The 25,764-nt window shown below is 60.6% G+C and carries 21 protein-coding genes; 13 read left to right on the forward strand and 8 right to left on the reverse strand.

The window, feature by feature from the left end:
• The first annotated feature begins 4 nt into the window (after positions 1–4).
• From GX515_00865 to GX515_00895, 7 genes are all read left to right on the forward strand, one after another.
• A complete protein-coding gene (locus GX515_00865) occupies positions 5–499 on the forward strand; it encodes a V-type ATP synthase subunit K (protein HHY31563.1) in 495 nt (164 codons plus the stop codon).
• Positions 500–1,099 (forward strand): hypothetical protein, encoded by a 600-nt coding sequence (locus GX515_00870; protein ID HHY31564.1) that lies wholly within the window; start codon positions 500–502, stop codon positions 1,097–1,099.
• 45 nt (positions 1,100–1,144) lie between these two features.
• Positions 1,145–2,149, forward strand: coding sequence for a hypothetical protein (locus GX515_00875; protein HHY31565.1), 1,005 nt, complete (start codon positions 1,145–1,147; stop codon positions 2,147–2,149).
• Positions 2,133–2,465 carry a V-type ATP synthase subunit F gene (locus GX515_00880; protein ID HHY31566.1) on the forward strand — a complete coding sequence of 111 codons (333 nt, stop codon included), beginning with the start codon at positions 2,133–2,135 and terminating at the stop codon, positions 2,463–2,465. The genes GX515_00875 and GX515_00880 overlap by 17 nt, the downstream gene beginning before the upstream one ends.
• 8 nt (positions 2,466–2,473) lie before the next feature.
• Positions 2,474–4,246 carry a V-type ATP synthase subunit A gene (locus GX515_00885; GenBank protein ID HHY31567.1) on the forward strand — a complete coding sequence of 591 codons (1,773 nt, stop codon included), beginning with the start codon at positions 2,474–2,476 and terminating at the stop codon, positions 4,244–4,246.
• Entirely contained in the window at positions 4,239–5,621 is a 1,383-nt protein-coding gene (locus GX515_00890; GenBank protein HHY31568.1) for a V-type ATP synthase subunit B, read from the forward strand. Before GX515_00885 ends, GX515_00890 begins: the two co-directional genes overlap by 8 nt.
• A 163-nt stretch (positions 5,622–5,784) precedes the next feature.
• Positions 5,785–6,411: a V-type ATP synthase subunit D gene (locus GX515_00895; GenBank protein HHY31569.1), complete on the forward strand. Its 627-nt coding sequence runs from the start codon at positions 5,785–5,787 to the stop codon at positions 6,409–6,411.
• Between the two features lie 6 nt (positions 6,412–6,417).
• Here GX515_00895 and GX515_00900 read toward each other — a convergent pair whose 3' ends face one another.
• The 3 genes from GX515_00900 to GX515_00910 all read right to left on the reverse strand — a co-directional run bounded on the left by GX515_00900 (position 6,418) and on the right by GX515_00910 (position 10,437).
• Positions 6,418–7,380, reverse strand: coding sequence for an ABC transporter permease (locus GX515_00900; GenBank protein ID HHY31570.1), 963 nt, complete (start codon positions 7,378–7,380; stop codon positions 6,418–6,420).
• 14 nt (positions 7,381–7,394) lie between these two features.
• Positions 7,395–8,315, reverse strand: coding sequence for an ABC transporter permease (locus tag GX515_00905; protein ID HHY31571.1), 921 nt, complete (start codon positions 8,313–8,315; stop codon positions 7,395–7,397).
• A 439-nt stretch (positions 8,316–8,754) separates the two neighbouring features.
• Entirely contained in the window at positions 8,755–10,437 is a 1,683-nt protein-coding gene (locus GX515_00910) for an ABC transporter substrate-binding protein (GenBank protein HHY31572.1), read from the reverse strand.
• Between the two features lie 714 nt (positions 10,438–11,151).
• On the opposite strand from GX515_00910, the gene GX515_00915 reads away from it, so the two are divergent.
• From GX515_00915 to GX515_00940, 6 genes are all read left to right on the forward strand, one after another.
• On the forward strand, positions 11,152–12,426 hold the full coding sequence (locus tag GX515_00915; protein ID HHY31573.1) for an insulinase family protein: 1,275 nt from the start codon (positions 11,152–11,154) through the stop codon (positions 12,424–12,426).
• Between the two features lie 138 nt (positions 12,427–12,564).
• Positions 12,565–14,268 (forward strand): arginine--tRNA ligase, encoded by a 1,704-nt coding sequence (locus tag GX515_00920; GenBank protein HHY31574.1) that lies wholly within the window; start codon positions 12,565–12,567, stop codon positions 14,266–14,268.
• A gap of 30 nt (positions 14,269–14,298) precedes the next feature.
• Complete coding sequence (locus tag GX515_00925) at positions 14,299–15,018, forward strand: hypothetical protein (GenBank protein HHY31575.1); 720 nt, start codon at positions 14,299–14,301, stop codon at positions 15,016–15,018.
• Between the two features lie 14 nt (positions 15,019–15,032).
• The gene (locus GX515_00930; protein HHY31576.1) at positions 15,033–15,761 is read left to right on the forward strand and encodes an MBL fold metallo-hydrolase; all 729 of its coding nucleotides are present in this window, start codon (positions 15,033–15,035) and stop codon (positions 15,759–15,761) included.
• 33 nt (positions 15,762–15,794) lie between these two features.
• Positions 15,795–17,423 carry a CTP synthase gene (locus GX515_00935; protein HHY31577.1) on the forward strand — a complete coding sequence of 543 codons (1,629 nt, stop codon included), beginning with the start codon at positions 15,795–15,797 and terminating at the stop codon, positions 17,421–17,423.
• A 496-nt stretch (positions 17,424–17,919) separates the two neighbouring features.
• Positions 17,920–19,197 carry a transcription termination factor Rho gene (locus GX515_00940; protein ID HHY31578.1) on the forward strand — a complete coding sequence of 426 codons (1,278 nt, stop codon included), beginning with the start codon at positions 17,920–17,922 and terminating at the stop codon, positions 19,195–19,197.
• A gap of 185 nt (positions 19,198–19,382) precedes the next feature.
• Here GX515_00940 and GX515_00945 read toward each other — a convergent pair whose 3' ends face one another.
• The 5 genes from GX515_00945 to GX515_00965 all read right to left on the reverse strand — a co-directional run bounded on the left by GX515_00945 (position 19,383) and on the right by GX515_00965 (position 25,184).
• Complete coding sequence (locus GX515_00945; protein ID HHY31579.1) at positions 19,383–20,348, reverse strand: ABC transporter ATP-binding protein; 966 nt, start codon at positions 20,346–20,348, stop codon at positions 19,383–19,385.
• Positions 20,348–21,397 (reverse strand): ABC transporter ATP-binding protein, encoded by a 1,050-nt coding sequence (locus GX515_00950; GenBank protein ID HHY31580.1) that lies wholly within the window; start codon positions 21,395–21,397, stop codon positions 20,348–20,350. Before GX515_00950 ends, GX515_00945 begins: the two co-directional genes overlap by 1 nt.
• A gap of 5 nt (positions 21,398–21,402) precedes the next feature.
• Positions 21,403–22,320, reverse strand: coding sequence for an ABC transporter permease (locus GX515_00955; protein HHY31581.1), 918 nt, complete (start codon positions 22,318–22,320; stop codon positions 21,403–21,405).
• A 14-nt stretch (positions 22,321–22,334) separates the two neighbouring features.
• A complete protein-coding gene (locus GX515_00960) occupies positions 22,335–23,261 on the reverse strand; it encodes an ABC transporter permease (protein ID HHY31582.1) in 927 nt (308 codons plus the stop codon).
• Positions 23,262–23,507: 246 nt separating this feature from the next.
• Positions 23,508–25,184, reverse strand: a complete 1,677-nt coding sequence (locus GX515_00965) for a hypothetical protein (GenBank protein HHY31583.1) — start codon at positions 25,182–25,184, stop codon at positions 23,508–23,510.
• Positions 25,185–25,764: the final 580 nt, after the last annotated feature.

Raw genomic sequence — 25,764 nt, forward strand, 5'->3', positions numbered from 1 at the left:
CAAAATGGGTGTCACGGTCGGTATGATCCTGGGGTTTCTCGGCATAGCCTTGGCGGTGGCTCTGCCAGGCGTGGGGTCGGCGATGGGGGTCGGGCTCGTGGGCTCCGCAGGTTCGGGGGTAGTGACGGAGGACCCCGATAAGTTCGGACAGATACTGCTCCTGCAGGTCATTCCCGGCACGCAGGGTATATACGGACTTCTCACCGGATTCGTTCTCATGATGAAGCTCGGTGTGTTCAGCGGGAACGTGCTGCGGCTCACCACGTATGAAGGATTTCTGGTGATCATGGCCGTCCTTCCGGTGTCTATAGTGGGCTGGCTTTCCGCCATTCACCAGGGGAAGGTCGCGGCGGCTGGCGTCGGAGTTGTGGCGAAGAGACCTGAGGAACTCGGCAAGCCTGTTACGTTCGCAGCTATGGTGGAGACGTACGCGGTGCTATCGTTCCTCGCCTCGCTGCTTCTCATCATGTTCGGCCTGCCCCTCAAAGGAGTGGCGTGAATGTCTGCTCTGGAGAAGATGCAGGAGAAGATCCTGCAAGACGCGAAGGCCAGGGCTGAGGAGATCGTGAACGCAGCCACTGCGGAGGCCCAGGCCATACTCGCTGAGGCCAAGGCGGAGGCGGCGCGGAAGCGCGAAGAAGTGCTTGCGCGCGGCAAGGAGAAGGCCGACGAGGAAAAGCGGCGCACTCTCACCCTAGCGGAGCTGGATGCCCGCAAGCAACTTCTGGCGACCAAAGCGGCTCTAATGGACGAGGTCTTTCAGATGGCCCGGAAACGCTTGACCTCGCTTGAGCGCGCCCGGTACACAGCATACTTGAAAGGCGCGGTGCTTGAAGCCGTGGAAACCGGCGAGGAAGAGGTCGTCATGTCCGCACGCGACATGGAGACCATCGGGCCCGAGGTCGTGGCGGAGGTGAACGCTGAGCTGTCACGACAGGGCCGCAAGGCCGGCCTCCGCCTCTCCAGTTCTCCTGGTGAATTCGACGGGGGCTTCGTGTTGCGGACTGGGAGGACGGAGATCAACTCCACGTTCGACGCCATCTTGACGCGACAGCGCGAGGCGCTTGTGGTCGAGGTGGCCAAGGTGTTGTTCGGATAGCGCTCGGCACGTGGGTAAGGATCCCGGGAGGTGACGGATGGCGACATGATGGGGCTTGAATCCAAGTTTGCGTATGCTACCGGGCGCGTGCGGGTGCTCGAGACGAGGCTCCTCGACCGGGGTCGTATCGACCGGATGATCGACGCCCCAGACCTCGAGGCGGCTTTGAAAGTCCTGGCCGAAGCGGGCTACGGTCGCGTTCAGCCTTCCGAGAGGACCTATCTCGAGATCGACGACATCACGGCGGGCGAGGAGGCAAGGCTCATTCAGCTTGTCCGCGAGACCACTCCCGAGCCCGCGTTGGTGGATTTCATCGCCGCGAGGTGGGATTTTCATAATCTCAAGGCGATGATGAAGGCAAAGCTCCATCGGGTCGCTCCGGAAAAGGCCGTGGCGAAGCATGGTGCCTGTGACCTGGCCGTGATCGAGCGCGCGGTCGACGGTGAGACGCGCGACCTTCCGCAGCACTTGGCTCGGGCTTTCAGCGTCGCTAAAGCGGCTCACGATCTTCGTCCGGTCCCCGAGACCATCGATATCGCCGTTGACCGGGAGATGTACTCCTACCTTCTCACCTTGGCGAAGTCCATCGGCATTGCGTACCTCGTGGACCTCGTCCAAACAGAGGTTGACCTGTTCAACTTGTCGGTGTATTTCAGGTCCAGGAGGATGGGAAGGGACAAGGCGTTTGCGGCGGAAGCCATGGTGCCAGGGGGTCGACTCAATCCCATGCGGCTCCTGGCATCATATGAGCAGCCTCCGGAGGCTGTGGGTGCGAGCGTGACCGGCACCGGCTACGAAGCGCTGGCGGCTCAGGCCGCAACCGCGCTTGCGGAAGGGAAGCCGCTTTCGGACTTGGAAACGCTTTCGGAGCAGGTCATGTGGGAGCGCATCAGAAAGGCGCGGTACATGCCTCTCGGGCCTGGACCGCTTGTCGGTTACGTTTTCGCGAAGTTGCACGAGCTCAAGCTGGTGAGGCTCATTCTTGTGGGCAAACTCTCGGGTGTCCCCAGGGAGAGCCTGAAGGAAAGGCTGCGTGATGTCCATGTATAAGTTCGCAGCCGTCGGCGAGGAAGCGTCGGTTTTTGGATTCCGCGCCCTCGGGGTGGATGTCTTCGTCGTGAAAGACGAGGACGATGCCGCCTCCGTTCTGGAAAAAGCACGCAAGGGCGGGTACGCCGTGATATTCGTGACTGAGCAGGTGGCGAAGGCCGTGCCCGACGTCATCGAGGGGTTCCAGGACGCGCCGCTACCGGCGGTGCTCATCATCCCAGGCGTAGGCGGCTCTCTCGGGCTTGCCTCACAAAGAATGAAGAGGATCGTCGAGAAGGCGGTCGGAGCTGACATCCTGTTTCAAGAGAGAGGGTAGGATCGTCGATGGACGTGGGAAGGATCATCAAAGTCTCAGGGCCGCTCGTTGTAGCCGAGGGCATGAGCGATGCCAGGATGTACGATGTGGTGCGCGTGAGCGAAAAAAAGCTCATCGGCGAGATCATCGAGATGCGCGGCGACAAGGCGTCAATCCAGGTTTATGAAGAGACAGCCGGGCTCGGACCGGGGGAGCCGGTGTATTCGACTGGTGAGGCCCTCTCCGTGGAACTCGGACCGGGGCTCATCGAGTCCATCTACGATGGCATCCAGAGGCCTCTCGACAAGATCCGGGCCGCGGTCGGCGACCGGATCGAGCGCGGTGTGGAGCTCCCCGGCCTCGACCGTGAACGCAAGTGGGCTTTCGAGCCGCGGGTCAAGCCCGGCGACCACGTTATCGCCGGGGACGTGCTGGGCGTCGTTCAGGAGACTCCCGTGGTGGAACACAGGATCATGGTGCCCCACGGCATCGAGGGGACCGTTGAGGACATCCGCGCAGGGGAGTTCACCGTGCTTGACGTCGTGGCGAGGATAAGCACGGCCTCGGGCATCAAAGACGTCACGATGCTCACGAGATGGCCTGTGCGACGCGGCCGCCCATATAGGGAAAAGCTTGCGCCGTACGAGCCGCTTGTGACCGGGCAGCGTATCATCGATACGTTCTTCCCGGTGGCGAAGGGCGGGACCGCGTGCGTGCCTGGGCCCTTCGGGAGCGGCAAGACGGTGGTCCAGCACCAGCTCGCGAGGTGGGCCGATGCCGACATCATCGTATACATCGGATGCGGCGAGCGCGGGAACGAGATGACCGAGGTGCTCTTGGACTTCCCTGAGCTCACAGATCCGCGAACAGGGGAGCCGCTCATGAAGCGCACCGTGCTCGTGGCGAACACATCTGACATGCCGGTGGCTGCCCGTGAGGCCTCGGTGTATACGGGAATCACCATTGCCGAGTACTTCCGCGACATGGGGTACAACGTGGCACTCATGGCCGACTCCACATCGCGTTGGGCCGAGGCTTTGCGCGAGATATCCGGCAGGCTCGAGGAAATGCCGGGAGAGGAAGGCTATCCAGCCTACCTCAGCTCGAGAGCCGCGGAATTCTACGAAAGGGCGGGCCGCGTGAAGTGCCTTGGAAGCGGGGATCGGGAGGGCACGCTCACGGTCGTGGGCGCTGTATCGCCCCCGGGCGGGGACCTTTCGGAGCCGGTTACCCAGGCCACCCTGCGGATAGTGAAAGTCTTCTGGGGCTTGGACGATGCCCTGGCGGCTCGCCGCCATTTCCCAGCCATCAACTGGTTGAGCAGCTATTCACTGTACCTTGAGAGGCTGGAGGAGCACATAACTGAGACCGTGGCGTCGGATTTCGGAGTGCTGCGTGCCGAAGCCATGAAGATTCTGCAGGAAGAGGCGGAGCTCGAGGAGATAGTCCGGCTCGTGGGAGTGGACGCGCTCTCCGTGCGGGACAGGTTGACCCTTGAGACGGCGAAAAGCCTTCGCGAGGACTTCCTGCACCAGAACGCGTACCATGAGGTAGACACGTACACGTCCCTCAAGAAACAACGCCTTATGCTCAAGGCCATCCTCGACTTCCATCACGCTGCGCTCGCCGCCGTGGAGCGGGGTGCAAGCCTGGACGTCGTCCTCGAGTTGTCGGTAAGGGACGCGATCGCGAGGATGAAGTACGTGCCGGAGGGCGAGTTGGCGAGGCTGGACAAGATCAGTGAGGAGATAACGAAGGCGTTCGCCGGCTTGGCCCAAGCTGGGGGTGAAGAGGTTGCTTAAGGAGTACCTGACTGTCTCCGAGGTCGCCGGGCCACTCATGATGGTTGAGCAGGTCCGCGACGTGAAGTACGGAGAGCTTGTGGAAATAGAGACCGCTCCGGGCGAGACCAGGAGGGGTAGGGTGCTCGAGGCGTCCGGCTCAAGGGCGCTGGTGCAGCTTTTCGAGGGGTCGGCAGGGCTCAACCTCGCTCGGGCCAGGGTCAGGTTTCTCGGCAGAGGCATCGAGCTTGCGGTGGCCCCCGACATGCTCGGCCGCGTTTTCGACGGTTTTGGCCGCCCGCGCGACGGCGGTCCGCCCGTCATACCCGAGAAAAAGCTGGACATAAACGGCAGCCCCATCAACCCATACGCGCGCGACTACCCATCGGAGTTCATTCAGACGGGTGTCTCCGCCATCGACGGCATGAACACCCTGGTGCGCGGGCAAAAGCTGCCGATCTTCTCGGCCTCGGGCCTTCCGCATGCGACCCTGGCCGCGCAAATAGCGAGGCAGGCGCGGGTGCTCGGAACAGACGAGAAGTTTTCCGTGGTCTTCGGGGCAATGGGCATCACGTTCGAGGAGGCGGACTACTTCATCAGAGACTTTAGGCGCACCGGCGCCATCGAGCGGGCGGTCCTCTTCCTCAACCTGGCCAACGACCCCGCCATCGAGCGCATATCCACGCCGAGGATGGCTCTCACGGCAGCGGAATACTTGGCGTTTGAGAGAGATATGCACGTGCTGGTCATCCTCACTGATATGACCAACTACTGCGAGGCCCTGCGTGAGGTATCCGCAGCGCGCAAAGAGGTTCCTGGCCGGCGCGGGTATCCCGGCTACCTCTACACGGACCTCGCTACCATCTACGAGAGGGCGGGAAGGATAAAAGGGCGGAAGGGGTCCATCACGCAGATCCCGATCCTCACCATGCCAGAGGATGACAAGACCCATCCCATCGTGGACCTTACCGGTTACATCACCGAGGGGCAGATATTCCTCTCGCGTGAGCTCCACCGCAAGGGGATATATCCACCGATCGACGTGTTGCCTTCCTTGTCGAGACTGAAGGACAAAGGCATTGGGAAAGGCAAGACCCGCGAGGACCACGCCGACACGATGAACCAGCTCTATGCGGCGTACGCTCGTGGCAAGGAAGCCAAGGAACTCGCGGTGATCCTGGGGGAGGCTGCGCTATCCGATGTCGACAAGCAGTTCTCGAAGTTCGCCGATGAATTCGAGGCACGCTACGTGAAGCAAGGGCCCGAGGAGAACCGCTCGATAGAGCAAACCCTAGGTATAGGTTGGGAACTCCTGGCCATGCTTCCCACCAGGGAGCTCAAGAGGGTCCGCGAGGAGTACATCGAGAAATACATGCCCAAAGTACGGACCGCATAGGACCCCGGTCCGGGTGGTCCGCCCAGCTGGCTTGCCCAGCCGGGCGGCCGGGCTTGCGACGTCAGGATCCGAGGTCAAGATATGAGAAGGAGGGAGCCGCAGGACATCGCGCGCGAGCAGGAGCGGGTACAGCCCCTGGCGCGCGTGCAGACGCGGCGACGTCATGGAGGTCAGGGTGAGTCCCACCCGAATGCAGCTTTTGAGGCTCAAGAAGCGCCTCGCCATGGCCGAGCGCGGGCATAAGCTGCTGAAGGACAAGCGCGACGAGCTCATGAAGAAGTTCCTCGATCTCATAAAGAAGGAGCAGGCGCTGCGCGTCGAGGCTGAGGCGGGCCTAGGCTCGGTCTTGCCCGCGTTCCTCGAGGCAAGGGCCGCTATGTCTCATGAAGCGCTCGAGGAGGCCTTCATGGTGCCGAAGATATCGTGCGGCGTCGACGTCTCCACCACGACCATCATGAACGTGAAGGTGCCAGAGTTCACATGGCGGGGTGAGGACGCGCGAAACGTGCATCCTTATGGCTTCTCAGGCACGAGCGCGTCGTTGGACGATGCTGTGGCGGGCCTTGCCAGGCTGCTTCCCAAATTGGCCGAGCTCGCTGAGGTCGAGAGATCCATAGAGCTTTTGGCTGACGAGATCGAGAAAACGAGACGCCGCGTCAATGCGCTGGAGTACGTCCTGATACCGAACCTCCGCGATACGGCGCGCTACATCACGATGAAACTCGATGAGATGGAGCGCGGGAACCTCACCCGGCTCATGAAGGTGAAGGACATCGTCCGCGCGAAATGACAGGCCTCACTGCTTGAGCCTCGGGTCTAGCGCGTCGCGGAGCCCGTCACCGAAGAGATTGAACCCTAGCACGGTCAGGCATATGGCGATGCCCGGGAACACCGACCACCACCACTTTCCTGCGAGGAGGTATTCCTGACCCCGAGATATCTCGTACCCCCAGCTCGGGGTGGGTGGTTGCGTGCCGAACCCCAGGAACGTCAACCCCGCTTCAAGCATCACTATGCCGCCCATGCCCAGGGTCGCCGAGACTATCACAGGGGCGACCACGTTGGGGAGTATGTGCCTGAAGATCACCCTCGTGTCGCTTGCTCCTGAGGCTATCGCGGCCTGCACGAACTCTGTCTCCTTTATCGCCATTACCTGGCCTCTGACGATTCTCCCTATCTGTATCCACGAGATCGCGCCGATCACAGTATAGACCAGAGTGTCGCTGGGCGGCAGGTACGCGACCACTGTTATGACGAAAAGCAGGAACGGGAAGGCGAAGATAACGTTTATGAGCCACGACACGATATCGTCCACGAGCCCGCCGTAATAGCCCGCGAGCGCTCCCAGGGTCGTCCCGATGACCACGGATATGACGGTCGCGGCCACTGCGAGCCGGAGGGATATGCGCGTGCCGTATACGACCCGCGAGAAAACGTCCCGACCGTACAGATCCGTCCCGAACCAGTGTTTCAAGCTCGGAGGGGAGAGCTGCGCCGGAGGCCCCTCCGTCCACATGAGCTGCTCGATGGGGTCGTAGGGCGCTATCCAGGGCGCGAAGATGGCGCAGAACACCACAAGGAGCACGAGCGACAGCCCAAGCATCGCGGACTTGTTTCTTCGTAGCCGCAGCCAGGCGTAATACCATAGGCTCCTGCCAGCTTCCTCGCGGGCTGGTTTGTTAGCCCCGCGCCCTGTGCCTGGCGCGGCGGAAAGAGGCGTTGACCTTGCAGGAGCCGGAGCGGGCACCGTTTTCTGCATTCTCCCGAACACCCCTACTCATACCGTATTCTCGGGTCAAAGAGCGCGTAGGAAAGGTCGACGACAATGTTCACCGCGACGAAAACAACGGCCATAAAAAGCACTTCGCCGCGGAGGATAGGAAAGTCGCGGTTAACCACCGCCTCCACGGCCATCCGCCCGATCCCTGGCCAGCAGAATATGGTCTCGGTCAAGACAGCGCCGCTCAGGAGGTTCGCAGTGTCCACGCCTATCACCGTGACCACGGGGATCATCGCGTTGCGAAGGGCGTGTTTCCAAACGACCACCTTCTCTGGAAGCCCCTTGGAGCGTGCCGTTCTGACGTAGTCCTGGCGTATAACCTCCAACATGCTCGACCGGGTGATCCTGGCGATGAGTGCCGCCGGGCGCAGCCCGAGCGCCATGGCCGGCAGGATGAGATAGCGCAGCCCGCCGTAGCCTGTGCCGGGAAGCCAACCCAGAATCACGCAGAATATCACGATTGCGAGAAGGCCGACGAAGAACACGGGCATCGACACCCCGAGGAGGGCGAGAACCATGCTGGCGTAGTCCCAGATGGAGTACTGCTTCACAGCGGATACGATCCCGAGGACGACTCCGAGCGGAATCGCGATAGCCATGGATGCCCCCGCAAGCTTGGCGGACGCCGGTATCCTTTCCGCTATCGCCTGCGTCACCCTCATGTTGTTGCGGTACGAGCGTCCAAGGTCGAGAGTGATGGCATCCCTATAAAACTTGATCATTTGAATGTACCAAGGTTTGTCGAGGCCCATTTCCCGCCTTATTCGCTCGATTGTCTCCGGGTCACCTCTCTGACCTGAGAGTATCCTCGCGGGGTCGCCAGGCACGATCGTGCTCAAGATGAATACCACCAGAATGACACCCATGAGGACCGGGATCGCTGCAATAAGCCTCCGCATAACGTACTTTCCCACTGCGCGGACCAACCTCCCTTGCAAGACAAGCCGCGGTCCGCTTCTCTTGCGGCGCGCCGGCTGACTCTGGTTCGTCTCCCGCAGCGCCCCTCACAAGGATGAGAGACTCCCTGTCAGGTGCGTCGCTCTGGGGCTTTCCAGTGCAGCCCGTGGTTGGGACCAGACCGGGTTCCCCGGCCCGCGCCGCTGTTCGTCACCCGCCGCAGACCACTAAGTATTGCGCTATAAGTCTTTCGTCTCCTTTGTTGACAGCGCTAGGGTTGCCGGTGCTTGCACGACGGGGCGTGGAGGATCTGGCCATCTCGCACGCCAGACCCGAACGAGGCACGCTACAAGCACGCCGTCCCCGCCCTGCAGGGCAACACCGCGCCGGCAACCCTACGCATCACCGCCACGCCCAAGAGCGACGCGGAGTCCTGGCGACACACTCAGCAAGGCGCTACAGGTCCAGCCAGACCTCGGTGAACTTGTTGCAATATTGCCCGAACGACGGGAGCTTGTATCCTCGCACGAAGGGCTTTATCATGTTGTGGCTCGTATAGTGGTATATGAATACCCAGGGCGCATCCTCGACCACGATCTGCTCGGCTTTCTGGTATAGTTTCCTCCTGACCTCCTGGTCTGTGGCAAGCCTGGCTTGCTTCGTGAGATCGTCAAAGAGCGGGTTATGATACCTAGTGTAGTTACCTGGGTCTCCGAAGTTGTCGGAGTTCAACAGGACGTACAGGAAGTTGTCGGGGTCGGGATAGTCGACGACCCAGCCCATGCGGAAGAAAGGCACAGTCCCTTGGGTGCCGCATGTGTCAAGGTGGGCACCCCAGTCCACGTTCTTGAGGTCGACCTTGATACCGACCTGGGCGAACTGAGCCTGGAGAGCTTCGGCTATCCTTTTGTGGCCCTGGCTCGTGTTGTACTGGAGCGTCACCTGGACGCCTTTGGGATATCCAGCTTTCACGAGAAGATCTTTGGCCATCTTTGGATCATAGGTGTAGCCTTTGAGGTTCTCATTGTAAGCGAACATCCCGGGTGGGAGCACTCCCTTGGCAGGCATGGCGCGGCCGTTGAGCACGAAGTCAATAAGGGCCTGTCTGTTTATGGCGTAGTTAAAGGCCTGTCTCAGATACTTGTTGTCTTTGAACGGCGGGAGGGTCTGGTTCATGCCGTAGTAGTACGTGCCCAGCTGCGGCCTCTCAAGGTAGGTGCCAAGCTCGTTCACGGCGGTCTTCACGCCCTTGTCGACCTTCAAGCCTTTGGACGCCTCGGGATAGTATGGGTCGTCTACCTGTGTGGCGTAGAGGTTGCCCAGCTTGTACTCGGTCCATTCAATTGTGGCGTCGGTGATGATCCTGAACTCGATGCTGTCAAGATAAGGGAGCCTGTTGCCCCACTTGTCCTTCATCCAGTAATTCTCGTTCCGGGACAACACCAGCTTGTCATCGTGCTTCCAAGACTCGAACTTGAAAGGCCCGGTTCCCACGACGTGGAAGTTCCAGTCCTTGCCCCACTTCAACACGTCTTCCTTGGGCAACACCACGAACGTGTTGTAGCTCAACACTGCGATGAACGGGGCAAACGGATAGGTGGTCTCGATCTGCAGCGTGAATTTGTCGAGGGCCTTGATGCCCGAGATCGACTGGGCCTTCCCTTCGCGATACTCCTTGTAGCCCTTTACCATGTCGATGAAGTAGGCCCGCGGGGAATTGGTCTTCGGATCGCAGATGTAGTTGAAGGTCCATACCCAGTCGTCCGCGGTGACCTCGCGGCCTCCATTTGCGGTGGGTTTGCCACCTTCGGTGGTCTTGTGGAAGTACACACCTTTCCGGAGTTTGAACGTGAAGGTCTTGCCGTCGGGAGAGGCTTTCCAGGACTCCGCGAGGAGAGGCACGATCTCGCCGTTAGGGTCGATCGCGACTAGGGTTTCGAAGATCTGATAACCAACCTCGGCTGAGGTGGTATCCGTTGCCATAACGGGGTCAAGGTCGGGGGGATCTGCGCCGAGGGCGTCCTTCCAGATGCCGCCGTACTTTGGCTGCTGTTCCTGCCCGCTCGCGAGGAGCGTGCACGCCAGGACCAGGGCAGCCGCAAGGAACAACGTCGTCGTCACGCGGCCTCTACGGAACATTGCTCTACCTCCTTCATTCCTCGTTTACGCTCTCTAGGGGTTCCCGAAACACAGGACGCCGTGCCCAGCCGATGGGACCCTTGGTCATGCTGCGGGGACGCCGACCTCTCCTGCTCTCTTGCCTGCCACCTCCTTCTTGGGTTTGTGGCACACGTGAGACATGTGTTATAAGACGGGATATTCTATCGTTGCGGTACTATTCGCTACACAGCGAGCATTTCCTTCATGAACGCACGCTTTGCCGCTCTCCCGATACGGTGTCGTGCCGCAGCGTTAGACCTTTGCGGGGGTACCAGTAACCGTCCGAAAGCCGGGACCCGCCCGTCGGCCCCACGGTGCGGACTCAGCGATGGTGCCCCGCTTGGGGCTTTGTCTCCGGGCACAGGACCGGCTCGACCCTTCAGGGGCGACTTGGTCTTGCGTCGGCGGCGCAAGCAAGCACTGGGATGTGTCCCGCATGAAGGCTACAGGAGGCTGGAACGGCCGGAACAGAGGGAAGGGGGGTGCGGCGTCGAAACGTTCCCTGGGCGCGTTGCGGCGTCATAGCCATAGCGCAGTGCTCGTGAGATACCTCGCGTGATCCGCGCGGGAAGTGGGGAAGCTATTAGTCGGTAGCAGGGCGGCACGCCGGCGGCAGGGTCCGCAGAGTAAAAGAGTAAAGTTGTGTTTGCTGGTTTGCTGACTACGGCTAGTGCGAAGGGTGGCGTGGCAGGAATGGCTTCAGTCGATACTCTGGACAATGGGTTGCGGGTGATAACCGAGGAGATGCCGCATATGAGGTCCGCGTCCGCGACGATCTGGATCGGGGCCGGTTCACGGTACGAGCCCCCGGATGTGAACGGAGTGTCGCACTTCATAGAGCACATGCTCTTCAAGGGCACCCCGAAACGCGACAGCAATCTGAAGATCTCCGCGACGATAGAGGGCGTGGGAGGCGCGATAAACGGGTTTACCAATAAGGAAACCACGTGCTTCCTGGTGAAAGTGCCGTCGGAAAGCTTCGGATTGGGCATCGATGTCCTTGCGGACATGGTTCTTCACTCGCTTTTCGACCCTGAGGCCTTTGAGCGGGAACGCGGCGTGGTCATCGAGGAGATCAAAATGGTTAGGGACAGGCCGGATTCGTGGGTCCACGTCCTCCTCGACGAGATGATGTGGCCTGGTCACCCCCTTGGTCGGAGCGTCGCGGGCACGGAGGAAGTCATCCGGTCGTTAAGTCGCGAAAAGGTGATGGACTACTTTGATTCGCTGTACCAACCGGCCAATATGGTGATCTCCGTTGCGGGCAAGGTCGGCGCGGGCGATGTTCGAGAAGCTGTAGCCCGCGAGTTTGGAACGCGGTCCGGCGGGAAACGGCGTGATTACGCCCCCGCGAAGCCTGCCTCGAGGGGGCCCGTCGCAAAGATCGAGCGGCGGGACACGAAGCAGGCCAACCTCGCGTTGGGGCTCCCGGGCTACGAGCGGCTCCACGAGCGCCGGTACGTCCTTGAGATCCTCAACGTCATCCTCGGCTGGGGAATGAGCTCGAGGTTGTTTCAGGAAGTGCGGGTGAAGCGGAGCCTCGCGTACTCGGTCGGATCCCAGTATTCGGCGCATCTCGATACCGGCATCGTGAGGGTGTACGCTGGCGTCGACCCAGGCAGGGGAGCCGACACGGTCCGGGTGATCCTTGAGCAGCTCGCGCGGATGCGCGATGAGAGGGTGGGCGACGATGAGCTGCGCAAGGCGAAGGATTTCTACAAGGGCTCGCTCGCTCTTCGGCTCGAAGACACGCTCAATCTCGCTCTCCGCAACGGCGAGCACGTGGTCCTCACCGGCAAGATCATGCCGGTAGACGAGGTGCTTGCAAGGGTCGAAGCCGTAACGGCCGACGATATTGCCGAGGTCGCACGCGACCTCTTCAAGAAGGAGAACCTCCATCTTGCCGCGGTCGGGCCGTTCGAGAAGGAGGACGAGATGGCTGCCGCGCTCAGTGCATCTGTGCTATAATACCAAACTAGGTGGGCCAAAACCGCCGTAGGCGCAGGGCGCCGGCGATTGGCGGCGGACTGGGATCGGAAAGGGCGCGGGCCTCCCCGTCCCCGGACAGGGGCGTGGTGGCCCGGGCATCGTGGGAGGGGTTCTGCGTTGTTGTCCAACGTGGCGGAGGATGTGAGACGGGAGATTCGGGCTGTCGTAGTAAGGGCCATCGCTTCGAGCGAGCTTGCGACTAAGGTGGGGGAATGTAGTGCGATCGAGGTCCCCGTGGAACTCGCGCGTGACAAATCCCACGGCGATTTCGCCACCACCGTGGCGATGGTTCTCGCGAAGCGGCTCGGGCAGCCGCCAAGGCACATCGCCGAGGTGATAGAGGCGTCGCTGAGGCCGCTCCTCCGCGAGACCCGCTATGTACGCCAGGCCGAGGTGGCCGGGCCGGGCTTCATCAATTTCTTCCTCTCCCGGGCGTGGCTCGAGGACGCGATCCGGGCCGTGCATGCCGCGGGTTCCGCCTATGGGACAAGCCATGTGGGAGCTGGCAAGCGCGTGCAGGTTGAGTTCGTGAGCGCCAACCCGACCGGCCCGATGAACGTCGTGAACGCCCGCGCGGCAGCGGTGGGTGCCGCTCTCGCGAATGTCCTGAAGGCCGTGGGGTATGACGTGAGCACCGAGTACTATATCAATGACGCCGGAAACCAGGTGGCCGTGCTTGGAGAGTCCGTCGAGCTGAGGTACAGGCAGCTTCAGGGGGAGCACGTGGACTTTCCCGAGAAGTGCTACCAGGGCTCGTACATCATAGACATTGCGCGCGAGGCCGCCGCTGAGCACGGCGAGACGCTGAAGGCGATGACCCCTGTAGAGCGGACGCGGTTCTTCCGGGAATTCGCGCTCTCGAGGATGCTCGAAAGCCAGAAGCGGTCGCTTTCCCGGTTCGGCGTGGACTTCGATGTGTGGTTCAGCGAGCGCAAGCTGGTCGAGGGCGGTGCTCACCAGGAGATGCTGAGGATTCTCCGAGAGAGGGGCATGGTGTACGAGAAAGACGGCGCGGTGTGGCTCTGTAGCACGAAGTTCGGTGACGATAAAGACAGGGTGCTTGTGAAGAAGGACGGCGAGTACACCTATCTTGCCGGCGACATAGCTTACCACAAGAACAAGCTCGACCGAGGCTTCGATCTGGTCATCGACATCTGGGGGCCCGACCATCACGGGCATGTAGTGCCGACCCGGGCGGGCATCCAGGCTCTCGGGTACCCCGGCGAGCGCCTTGAAGTGCTGCTCCTGCAGTTCCTGTCCATTCTGTCGGGCGGCGAACGCGTGAAGATGTCGAAACGCGCGGGCGAGTTCGTGACCATGGACGAGCTCGTTGACGAGGTGGGGCGGGACGCAGCGCGCTATTTCATGCTTATGCGCAACATCGAAAGCCATCTCGATTTCGACCTCGAGCTCGCCAAGAGACAATCACAGGAGAACCCCGTGTACTACGTCCAGTACGCCCATGCGCGGATCTGCAGCATATTCAGGCAGGCCGATGAAAACGGGGTCAAGTGGGAGAGCGAGAGCGCGTCGGAGACGGACCTCTCCCGCCTGGAGGAGGAGATAGAGCTAGATATCGCCCGCAAGATTGCGGCTTACCCGGATGAGGTCGTCACAAGCGCGGCGGAGCGCGCACCGAACAGGCTCGCAAAGTACGCTCTGGACCTTGCAGGATTGTTCCATTCATTCTACAATAGTTGCAGGGTGATGAGTGACGACGCCGGCCTGACAGCCGCAAGGCTCGCGCTTTCCGGAGCGGTTGGCATTGTTCTACGGAACTGCCTCGGCATCCTGGGCATTTCCGCGCCGGAGAAAATGTGAGCGTGTGGTGTGCCGCAACAGGAGGTCGCGATGTCAGGACCGAAAGACGAGGTAGTGAGGGCAGGTGCCGTGGTAGGGGCGTCTGTTAAGGATGCCTATGGGTACCTCGGCACCGTGGTGCTCGTGAGCCTTGCGTGGTTCGGGTGGTTCGCGTGCGGCGCGCTCTTCTTGAGCTTATTCGTGAAGTCCCTCGTTGTTATCGTGCCAGCGCTGGTGGTTCTTGCCGCCCCGCCACAAGGGGCGGCCTTTCACGTGATAGCGCTTATCATGGACGGACAGGACGTCGCGCCCCGTGATTTCCTCGAGGGCCTGAAGAGGTTTTCATGGCGGTCGCTGGCCATCGTTGGGGCGCACGTAGGGCTCTTTGTCGTGGTCGTGGTGGACGTGCTCTGGTTCGTCTCGCGGCCGGGCACCCTGTTTAAGGTCGTGGGCGGCTTATGGCTGTATGCGCTCCTCTTCCTCGCCATGATGACACCTTACCTCCTACCTATCGCGGTCCAGCAGGACACCGGGTTCCGGAAAGCTTTCAAGAGAGCTGCGCTTCTCGCGCTTGCGAACCCTTTCTATTCGCTTCTGGTTGTGGTCTTCGAGATGGCTGTTACCGTCCTGTGTGTGATCATCGCCCCGGCGTTCAGCCTGCTTTACATGGGCCTGGTCGCTTTCGCGAGCAACCGCGCCACGCGGGCGCTTCTCGACAAGTACGGGGTGCTGGCCGGCGAAGACCCGGGGCACGATGCCAACTCGAAATAGCGGGGGGTGTCCTTGTGATTGCGAAGGCCATGCTTGCTAGTGCGGTGGTTCTCGCTGCGGGGTGTGTCCTAAGCGATGTTGTAAAGGCCGCCTCGGGCGGGCAGGTCACGGTCAGGTGGTACGGGCACGCGTGCTTCCTCATTACATCGTCGACAGGCGTCAAGGTGTTGACCGATCCCTTTGACGCGACCGTCGGATATCCCGTGCCGCAGGTTGAAGCGGATGTCGTGACCTCGAGCCACGACCACTTTGATCACAACAACGTGTCGGCCGCGCGCGGAAACCCGGTAGTGTTGAAGGGAAAGGGCAGGTATGAAGGGGCCGGCATCAAGGTTTACCCTGTGGCGAGCTTCCATGACACCGAGCGGGGGGCCAAGCGGGGTCCGAACACCATATTCGTGATTGAGATCGATGGTATCAGGATAGCCCACATGGGCGACATTGGTCACGATCTTTCCAGACAGCAGTTGGACGAGCTTGGCAAGGTGGACGTTTTGCTGGTGCCGGTGGGGGGCACTTACACCGTGGACGCCGCTGGCGCCGCGCGGATTGTCGAGGCGATATCCCCTAAGGTGGTCATCCCGATGCATTACAAGACGGCTGCTGTCGGCCTCCCGATCGCAGGTGTCGACGGGTTCCTCGCGGGCTTTCACAATGTGGTAAGGGTGGGCTCGAACCAGATCGCGCTTCGCGCGGGGTCGCTGCCGCAGAGCACCACGGTGTACGTGCTGAACTACAAGTAGGGAACGGTCCGGACGTGGAAGGGAGCAAGGGACTTGGCAAAGTACGTGTTCGTAACGGGTGGAGTTGTGTCAGGCCTTGGCAAGGGGGTCACGGCTGCTTCCATCGGTCGGCTTCTCAAAAGCAGAGGTCTTAAGGTGACAGCGATAAAGCTGGATCCGTACATCAACGTCGATCCGGGTACAATGAGCCCATACCAGCACGGTGAGGTCTTCGTAACGGACGACGGCGCGGAGACCGACCTTGACCTCGGCCACTATGAAAGGTTCATCGACGTGGACCTTGGCAGGCTGAATAACGTCACGACCGGCATGATCTACTGGTCCGTGATAAGCCGCGAGCGGAGAGGCGATTTCCTCGGCGGGACTGTGCAGGTCATCCCACACATCACAAACGAGATCAAGTCCAGGATAACACGGGTAGGGAACGAATCCGGCGCGGACGTGGTGCTTGTCGAGGTAGGGGGGACAGTGGGTGACATCGAGGGCCTGCCCTTCCTGGAAGCCATAAGACAGCTTAGAAGCGACCTCGGACGCGAGAACGTGATGTACATCCATGTCACGTTGGTGCCGTACATCGGCGCTGTGGGGGAGCTCAAGACCAAGCCCACGCAGCACAGCGTGAAAGAGCTGCGGAGCATAGGCATTCAGCCCGACGTGATCGTGTGCCGGTCGGAGCGGCCGCTCTCAGACGATATCAAGTCAAAGATAGCGCTGTTTTGCGACATCGATAAACGGGCTGTGATCCCGGATGTGGATGCTGCAACGATCTACGAGGTTCCACTGATTTTCGAGCGGGAGGGGCTCGATGATATCGTCATCGACAGACTCAACCTGGGGGCGGTGGCAGGTCGGTCCGACCTTGCGGAATGGCGTGAGATGGTACACAGATTCTTGCATCCGAGGCGTCAGGTGACCATAGCCATCGTCGGCAAGTACGTGAGCCTCCCGGATGCATATCTAAGTGTGGTGGAGGCGCTCCGCCACGCCGGGATCGCGTACGACGCCGAAGTGAAAGTGGTGTGGGTTAACTCAGAGCATCTTGACGCTGAAAACGTGAAAAGAGAGCTCGAGCTGGCCGACGGGATTCTGGTCCCGGGCGGGTTTGGGTGCAGGGGCGTTGAAGGAAAGATCCTCGCGGCGGCCTATGCGAGGGAGAATAAAGTGCCTTACTTCGGCCTGTGCCTTGGCCTTCACTGCGCGGTCATTGAATTCGCACGCGCTGTGTGCGGGCTTGAAAGGGCTCACAGCTCTGAGTTCGATCCCGATACGCCTCACGCGGTAATAGATCTGCTGCCGGAGCAAAAGGAAATCGAAGGGATGGGCGGCACGATGAGGCTTGGGGCGTACCCGTGCCGGCTCGTGCCGGGCTCTATAGCGAGAGCCGCCTACGGGGAAGAGCTGGTGCATGAAAGGCATCGGCACAGGTTCGAGGTGAACAACGAATACATCGACGTTCTTCAGAGGGCTGGGCTACAAGCCACAGGGCTCTCTCCGGATGGGCGCCTGGTCGAGATAGTTGAGGCCAAGGATCACCCATGGTTTGTGGCTACTCAATTCCACCCGGAGTTCAAGTCCAGGCCGAATCGTCCGCACCCGCTGTTCAAGTCCTTTTTAGCTGCGGCCCTTGAGAGGGCGGCTGCTGGGCACAACGCGGCCCGGTGAGAAGGGAGCGAGTGCGCCGGGACAAGGCGGAAGGAATTCCCGTTTCCGTGGCGAATTGGCAGGGAGGGTGAGGGTCCACGATTCTATCCCCCGCGTGGCTTGTCTGAGCCTTTTTGCCCGGTGTTCGTCGAGGGGTGGGTGCCCCGATGTCTCGATATATCTCAAGGGGTATGCCCGGATTTTACGGAGTTCTCCTGGCAATGCTATAATACCGGTGTGTGACCAGGCCTTCATTGACGCTGCGTGTTGTCCCAGGCACCATAGTGTTGATGCTATCAACCTTTTCGCATGGTTTTCCAATTGTACCCCGCTGTAAGTTCCCTGTCGTGCGACGTTAACATGGGTGTCTCCCGTGGCGTGGCGTGGCGCGATCTCAAGGCGGAATAGCGTCCGGCTTGCCCGGCGGGAGAACCGAGAACGAACCACAACAGAATTCAGAATGAAAGGACTGGGTAGCTAGATGGCGCGAAACGGACAGGGTGTTCCTGATGAGCCTATGAACATAAGCGACCTGGAGGCAAAAACCATCCATGAGCTCTACGAGATCGCCAGAGACCTCGGGATCGCGAGCCCGACGAAACTGAGGAAGAAGGAATTGATCTTCGAAATCCTGAAGATGCGGGCCGAAAAGGAGGGCCTCATCTTCGCCGAAGGCATACTCGAGATAATGGCGGAGGGTTTCGGCTTTCTCAGGGTGGCGGGCCTCAATCCGAGTCCTGACGACATTTACGTGTCCCCTTCTCAGATCAGGCGGTTCGCCCTACGCACGGGCGATATGATATCAGGCCAGGTGAGGCCGCCTAAGGAGAGCGAGAAGTACTTCGCCTTGCTGCGGGTCGAGGCCGTGAACGGCACGGACCCTGAGATGGCTACCAAGAGGCTCTTTTTTGAGGACCTCACGCCGATATACCCCAACAACAGGCTGCGTTTGGAGACCACCTCGAAGGAGATCACCACTCGCATGATCGACCTCATCGCGCCGCTCGGCAAAGGGCAGCGTGGCCTCATAGTATCGCCTCCTAAGGCCGGCAAGACCACGGTGCTGAAGAAGATCGCAAATGCCATAACGGCCAATCACCCGGAGGTCGAGCTGCTCGTGCTCCTGGTCGACGAGCGTCCTGAGGAGGTCACTGACATGGAGAGGTCGGTGAAAGGCCTCGTGACGAGCTCGACGTTCGATCTCCCGCCGGAAAACCACATACGCGTGGCGGAGATGGTGCTCGAGCGCGCGAAGCGGCTGGTGGAGCACGGGAAGGACGTCGTGATCCTCATGGATAGCATCACGCGGCTTGCGCGGGCGTACAACCTGGTGGAGCCTCCGAGCGGGCGCACGCTATCCGGTGGCCTTGACCCGAACGCTCTTCGCAGCCCGAAGAGGTTCTTCGGCGCTGCGCGGAACATCGAGGAAGGGGGCAGCCTCACCATCCTGGCGACGGCGCTTGTAGAGACCGGCAGCCGTATGGATGACGTGATATACGAGGAGTTCAAGGGCACCGGCAACATGGAGCTTCATCTGGACCGAAAGCTCGCGGAACGACGCATATTCCCCGCTATCGACATCAACAGGTCCGGGACCCGCAAGGAAGAGCTGCTTTTGACCGAAGAGGAGCTCGATATGATGTACCTGCTGCGCCGCGCCATGGGCAACCTCGGCACGGCGGAGATGACCGAGCTCATGCTGGAAAGGCTTCACCACACCAAGAACAACGAGGAGTTTCGCCAGCTGGTGGTGAAGTCGTCGTTCGCCGAGAACGTAAGAGCCCTCAACCAGTGAGAGTGAGCCACGGCCAGGCGGGCGCACGGGGCCCCGCGGCTCTCGGTCTCGCAGGTCCGGCACGGCGCGGGCGCGCGGCGCAATCGCGGGAACAAAACGCGGCCCAGCGACTAGCTACTGGCGACTAGCGACTGCCGGGCCGCGCGGTGGATGCTTCCCGATCGGGGCCACCTCGATCCTCGATCTCAATAGAGGTGGCACGCCGTGAAATGCCCTGGGGCGACCTGCTTCAGCTTCGGGTCCTCCTCTCGACACACGGGTTTCACGTGCCTGCATCGAGTCTGAAACCGGCACCCTTTCGGCGGGTTGACAGGGCTTGGGACCTCGCCCTGGAGAACGATGCGTTTCCTTTCCCTTTCGAGCCTTGGATCCGGTATGGGGATCGCCGAGAGCAGACCCTCGGTGTAGGGGTGAAGCGGGTTCTTGTAAAGCTCCGTGCTGGGGGCCAGCTCGACCAACCGGCCGAGGTACATCACCCCGACGTTGTCGGAAAGATGCTTCACCATGGCAAGGTCATGGGCGATGAAAATGTATGTGAGCCCCCTCTGCTCTCTCAGCCGTGAAAGCAAGTTCACGACCTGCGCTTGGATCGACACGTCCAGTGCGGAAATGGGCTCGTCGGCTACGATGAACTCCGGGTCCACGGCGAGCGCGCGGGCTATGCCGATGCGCTGGCGCTGACCGCCCGAGAACTCGTGCGGGAACCTGTTCGCGTGCTCGGCCGAGAGCCCCACAATGCTGAGGAGCTCGTGTATCCTCGCGAGGCGCTCTTTACCCCTTGCAAGGCTGTGGATGTCGAGGGCCTCCCCAATGATGTCGCCCACCGTCATCCGAGGATCGAGAGACGCATATGGGTCTTGGAAGATCATCTGGACCCGGCGTTTGAACCTCTTTAGCTCCGCGCCCTTCAACGTGCTCGTATCCTCGCCCTTGTAAAGGATCTTGCCGCCGGTGGGGCTGTAGAGCCCTACGATCGTCCGCCCCGCGGTCGTCTTCCCGCAGCCGCTCTCACCCACGAGGCCGAACACCTCGCCCTTCCTCACCGAGAAGGTTACGTCGTCCACAGCCTTGAGCACCGCCCTGCGGCCGAACTGGAAGTATTTCTTGAGGTTTATTACCTCGAGAACTGTATCCTGCGTATCGTGAGACATCACCTTGCGCCTCCTCTAGCACCGGAGTCCTCCGCCCCGCCGGCGGCGTGCCTTTCCCTGACACGCGCGGCTCTTGGGTCCATGAGCCAGCAGGCCACAGTGTGGTTCTCGCCCGCCGCGAAGTCCCCGGGCTCGTGCTCCACGCACACTCTCATCGCATAGCTGCAGCGCGGTGCGAAGGCGCATCCCTGGGGCGGGACGAAAAGGTCCGGGGGCGTGCCGGGTATGGCGAGCAGCTCTCTCTTGGTCTCTTCGTGGAGCCTCGGCACGGACTTTAGAAGCGCCTGGGTGTACGGATGCTGAGCGTTATAGAAAATGTCCTCGGAGGTGCCGGCCTCAGCGACCTTTCCGGCATACATGACCACTATCCTATCTGCCAGCTTGGAAACCACGCCGAGGTCATGGGTTATCAGGATTATGGACGTGTTGAGCTTGGTCTGCAAGCTCTTCATGAGGTCGAGAATCTGGGCCTGGATGGTCACGTCTAGGCCCGTGGTGGGCTCGTCTGCTATGAGGAGCTTCGGGTTACACGAGAGCGCGATCGCGATCATGACGCGCTGTCTCATGCCGCCGCTGAACTGGTGAGGATACTGGCCGAACCTCTCGCTCGGGTTCGGTATCTCGACGAGCGATAGCATCTCGATAGCGCGTCGCCTTGCCTCCTGCGCCGAGAGCCTCTGGTGCTTGATGAGCCCTTCTGTGATCTGCCTGCCCACGGTCATAGTGGGGTTCAGAGATGTCATGGGGTCCTGAAATATCACGCCGATTTCAGCGCCTCTCACGCTCTGGAGATCGCGGTCGCTCATGGCGGCAAGGTCTCTGCCGTCGAAAAGCACTGTACCCCCTTCGATCTTTCCCGGGGGCATGGGGATGAGCTTGATGACCGACTGCACAGAGACGGTCTTTCCGCAGCCGGACTCGCCGACTATCGCCAAAGTCTCCCCCTTGTTAACGTGGAACGACACGCCGCGAACCGCGTGCACTTTGCCAGCGTAGGTGTAGAAGGAGACCTTGAGGTTTCTGACTTCGAGCAACCTTTCCTCAGCCATCCTTCTCACCTCCGCAGTTTCGGGTCAAGCGCATCCCGCAAGCCGTCGCCCACGAAGTTGAACCCCAGCATAGTCATGATGATGGCGAGCGCCGGGATGATCAGCTGATAGGGGTATATCCTAAGGTATTGATACCCGTCGTTCGCCATTGTGCCGAGGCTTGCGAGGGGCAGCGGCACTCCAAGCCCGATGAAGCTCAAGAACGCCTCGCCGAATATGGCGTTCGGGATAGTGAAGGTCATCTGAACGATGATGACTCCCATGGCGTTGGGGATGAGGTGCCGAAGGATTATACCGAGGTGGCTTGCTCCGAGTGCTCGCGCGGCCAGCACGAACTCCTGCTCTTTGAGCTGCAGCACTTGCCCACGCACGAGCCTGGCCATACCGACCCACCCGGTTATGGTCATGGCCAGGATCACCGACCAAAGGCCGGGACCGATGACCACGAGGAGGAGGATGGCGACGATGATATAGGGGATGCCGTAGAGAATGTCCACGATCCTCATCATCACGTCGTCCACTATGCCGCCGAAGTACCCGGAGATCCCGCCGTAGATCACGCCTACCACGAGGTCGATGAGGGCGGCCATGATCCCAACGAAAAGCGAGACCTTGATGCCGTAGCACAGCCTTGCGAACATGTCGCGTCCGAGGTTATCCGTGCCGAACCAGTGCTCTCTGGACGGAGGCTTGTTCGTGTCAAAGAGGCTCTGTTCCCTGGGGTCCCAAGGCGTAAAAAACGGCCCTAAGAACGCGAACGCCACAAGGGCTATCAGGACGACAAGGCCCACCACGGCAAGGCGGTTTCGCCTGAAACGCCTCACCACTTCTCGCCAATAGCTTATAGGGGGGCGCGTGATCGCTTCCCCTTCCCCCGCGCCGATGTGAAGGGGTTCGAACATGTCTTGTGTTATCTCCTGCACCGATGCCAATCTCATCACTCCTTGCTCCTCATGAGCCGGATCCTCGGGTCTACGATGCCATAGGCCACATCAACCAGGAAGTTCAGGAACACGAGGAGAACGGCGTAGAAGATGGTGGTCCCCAGGATAAGGGTATAGTCCCGGTTGAAGATGCTCTGCACATAATACTTGCCGAGCCCTGGTATGCCGAAGATCTGCTCGATGACGAAGCTACCCGTTACGATGCCCGCTGTGAGCGGACCGAGGATGGTTACGACAGGAAGGATAGCGTTCCGCAACACGTGACGGAAGACTATCTCCCGCTGCGAGAGCCCTTTGGCCTTAGCGGTCTTGATGTAGTCTTGGCTTGTGACATCGAGCACACTCGTGCGCATCATCCTCGCGACCACCGCGAGCGTGCCGAGCCCAAGGGCAGTGGCTGGCATTATGGTGTACTTGAAGCCTTCCCATCGGGCTATGGGAAGCCATCCGAGCTTGAGGCCTATTACGTACTGCATGAGGCTGCCCATGATGAACCCCGGCACCGATATGCCTATGAGTGCTACGAACATCGCAAGGTAGTCCACCCATGTGTTATGCTGGAACCCGGCGAGGGTGCCCAGGAGCAGGCCAAGGGTCACGGCGTACGCCAGCGCCTCAAGGCCTAGAAGCGCCGAGACCGGGAACCCATCGCGGATCATGTCGTTCACGGAGCGGTGAAGCATCTTCAGCGAGGTGCCGAAGTCCCCGCGCAGCAGGTTTCCAAGGTAGATCACGTATTGCTCCCAGAGGGGCTTGTCGAGGCCGTACTTCCGCAACATGTTCTGGCGGATCGCCTCGGTTACCTTCTCTCCAAGAAAGGGATCGCCCGGGATGGCGTGCATGAGAAAGAAGGTGGCGGTGACGATCACCCAAAGCGCGGCAAGCATCAACCCGAACCGCCTGAGTATGTAGCGTCCCAAAACACCCACTCCTTTGCCGCGGTCACGCGCGCCGTGCGCCTGTTCCGAAAGACCGAGTGACCGCATCATACGGCAGCGAGGCCCTGCTTTCCTGGCGCAGGGCCTCGCTGCCTGCTTTTCGATAGTCCTATGCCGGGAATACCCGGGGATGTACATGCCTGTTGGGAGGAGATTCCACACCTGAGAACCGGGCCGAATCCGGCCTTGTGGCCTTACCTATCCCGGGCTCCTCCCGGACCCCCGGGACTAGGGCATGGCGTAACCAAGCTCAGCGAGACCCTCTGCCAGGAGCTGCTTTGCCAGCTTGACATCGGCCTTCGTAGGCAGCAGGTCGCCGACGTATACATCGTGGAACGATACTCCGTCCTTGCCGTGAATCGTTGGCGGCACCAGAGATGTCGCCGGCAGCGAGCCGTTCTTCAGCACGTAGTCGACGTAAGCCTGCCTATCGATGGCGAGGGAGAACGCCTTGCGAACCTTCGCGTTCTTGAAGATCTCGTGCTTGCAGTTGAACTCGAGGTACCATGAGGTCGCCTCGGCGATGGTCTTCATGCCCTTGTTCCTGTACTGGTCGATGTAGGTTCCGGGGACACCGACGAAGTCAAGCTCTCCTGCGTCGAACATGTTCAGCGGGGTGGCGATGTCCTTGATCATGTCGGCCTCGATGCGCTGCAGCTTGACTGACTTGGCATCCCAGTAGTTCGGGTTCTTCTCGAGGATGATCTTGTACTCGTGCTGCCACTTGGAGACCTTGAACGGCCCGCACGCCACCATCTTGTCGACCTCTGAGGCGTACTCGTCGCCGAGCTTCTCTACCATGTGCTTCGGGCTCGGCATGTAGGTGATGAACGTGATGAGGTCGAGGAAGAACGGAGTGGGCGCCTCGAGCTCTACGCGCAGGGTCTTAGCGTCGAGCGCCTTGACTCCCACCGTCGCGAGGGCATCATCGATGGCCTTGTTCTTCTCGGCTTTCTTGGGATCCTTGTCGTCAGGAACCTCCATGCCATTGACTTTCTCGGCGTTCTTGATCACATACATCATGTACGCGTACTGGGACGCTGTGCGTGGGTCGATGGCCCTCTTCCAGCCATACTCGAAGTCATACGCAGTGACGGCGACTCCGTCGCTCCACTTGGCATCGCGGAGCTTGAAGGTGTACACCTTACGATCCTTCGATACGGTCCAGCTCTCGGCGAGGCCGGAGCCCGGGAGGACCTTCATCTCCGGGTTTTTCCGGGCGAGACCCTCATAGGTCGCGTTGATGACCCAGAAAGACACCTGGTCCGTGGAGGTGGCCGGGTCGAGATCCGGCGGCTCCTCGCCAAAGTTCAGGCGGAGGAACTGGTCCTTGTCGCCGCCCGGGCGCCCTTCTGTGTAGGCCCACTTCCATTCGTAGTCGGAGCCCACGGTCTTGCGGATAACGTTCTTGACGTAAGGATGCTCGACGTAGTTCCAGGCGGGCCAGTACAGAGGCGCTATGGGCATCTCGCCGATGAGGATCTTCTCCGCCTGGGACATGGCTTTCATGCGGACTGCTTCGTCGGAAGAGGTCTTCGCCACATCGATAAGCTTATCGTAGCTGGGATTGCTCCACATGACGTCGTTGAAGGGGCCGTCGGTCACCCACATGTCGAGGAACGTCATGGGATCGTCGTAGTCGGCGCCCCAGCCGGCGAAGACGATCTGGAAGTCCTTGTTTCTCATCTTTTGAAGCCTTGTCTTGAAGTCGACCGCCTCGATCTCGATGGGGAGACCGAGGTTCTTACGAATCATTTCCTGCACGCCCTGGGCATAAAGCCTGGCGATCTGGGAGTCGCCCGAGAGCAGGACCAGCTTCGGCAGGGGCTTTGCTGCACTGACAAGCCCGACGCTCATGGTTGCAAGCACAAGCGCCGCCATGAGCACGACAAGCACTCTTCTCATTCAATATACCTCCTTGCTTTCTCGTCCGCTTGACTCGAAGGCCTCATCAGCTGCCTCGTGCAATGCGGTCTTGTGGAAGCCGCACGTAGAAGCGCACTGCTATCTCGCAACCAGTAGGCCATCACTCCCTTCTGGCGTCGAGTCACAGCCTAAGTAGATCACCACAAGTTCGTGCTGCTGTTCAGCGCCGAGGCCCGGCCTAGGGCTGTCCACTCTCCCCCTTTGGGGCGGGCGGCGCGCTTGCGGCGCGAATGTCCGAAGTCAGCGCGCCTTGTCGCCAAATCCCGGCCGTCTCGTCGCGCAAGCGCCGGTAACCCTGGCGCCTCCAAACAGAGGAGTCGAACACTCATGGCACCATACTTAGGGAAGCCGAGATGCTTGGGGTAACGATCGATGAAGAACCGATTAGCCACCCACAGAACCCCGTGCTCCGCGGCTCTTCTCGCGCCGCACAATCAACGCGCGGTGCGGCATGGCGTGACGTCAGCTGCCTCACCTCTCGATAGTATTCGATGACGTGGGTCGAATTCCTTCCGCAGAATTCCTGGGACGGCGTGGATGTCCCATATTCGCGCTGATA

This window comes from Bacillota bacterium, assembly GCA_012842395.1.
GTDB lineage: Bacteria > Bacillota > SHA-98 > UBA4971 > UBA4971 > UBA6256.

Excerpts from the sequence above, each read along its gene's own strand:
- GX515_00865 (HHY31563.1), top strand. The coding sequence starts at position 5 with ATGGGTGTCACGGTCGGTATGATCCTGGGGTTTCTCGGCATAGCCTTG.
- GX515_00870 (HHY31564.1), top strand. The coding sequence starts at position 500 with ATGTCTGCTCTGGAGAAGATGCAGGAGAAGATCCTGCAAGACGCGAAG.
- GX515_00875 (HHY31565.1), top strand. The coding sequence starts at position 1,145 with ATGATGGGGCTTGAATCCAAGTTTGCGTATGCTACCGGGCGCGTGCGG.
- GX515_00885 (HHY31567.1), top strand. The coding sequence starts at position 2,474 with ATGGACGTGGGAAGGATCATCAAAGTCTCAGGGCCGCTCGTTGTAGCC.
- GX515_00895 (HHY31569.1), top strand. The coding sequence starts at position 5,785 with ATGGAGGTCAGGGTGAGTCCCACCCGAATGCAGCTTTTGAGGCTCAAG.
- GX515_00900 (HHY31570.1), bottom strand. The coding sequence starts at position 7,380 with ATGCAGAAAACGGTGCCCGCTCCGGCTCCTGCAAGGTCAACGCCTCTT.
- GX515_00910 (HHY31572.1), bottom strand. The coding sequence starts at position 10,437 with ATGTTCCGTAGAGGCCGCGTGACGACGACGTTGTTCCTTGCGGCTGCC.
- GX515_00915 (HHY31573.1), top strand. The coding sequence starts at position 11,152 with ATGGCTTCAGTCGATACTCTGGACAATGGGTTGCGGGTGATAACCGAG.
- GX515_00925 (HHY31575.1), top strand. The coding sequence starts at position 14,299 with ATGTCAGGACCGAAAGACGAGGTAGTGAGGGCAGGTGCCGTGGTAGGG.
- GX515_00940 (HHY31578.1), top strand. The coding sequence starts at position 17,920 with ATGAACATAAGCGACCTGGAGGCAAAAACCATCCATGAGCTCTACGAG.
- GX515_00945 (HHY31579.1), bottom strand. The coding sequence starts at position 20,348 with ATGTCTCACGATACGCAGGATACAGTTCTCGAGGTAATAAACCTCAAG.
- GX515_00950 (HHY31580.1), bottom strand. The coding sequence starts at position 21,397 with ATGGCTGAGGAAAGGTTGCTCGAAGTCAGAAACCTCAAGGTCTCCTTC.
- GX515_00965 (HHY31583.1), bottom strand. The coding sequence starts at position 25,184 with ATGAGAAGAGTGCTTGTCGTGCTCATGGCGGCGCTTGTGCTTGCAACC.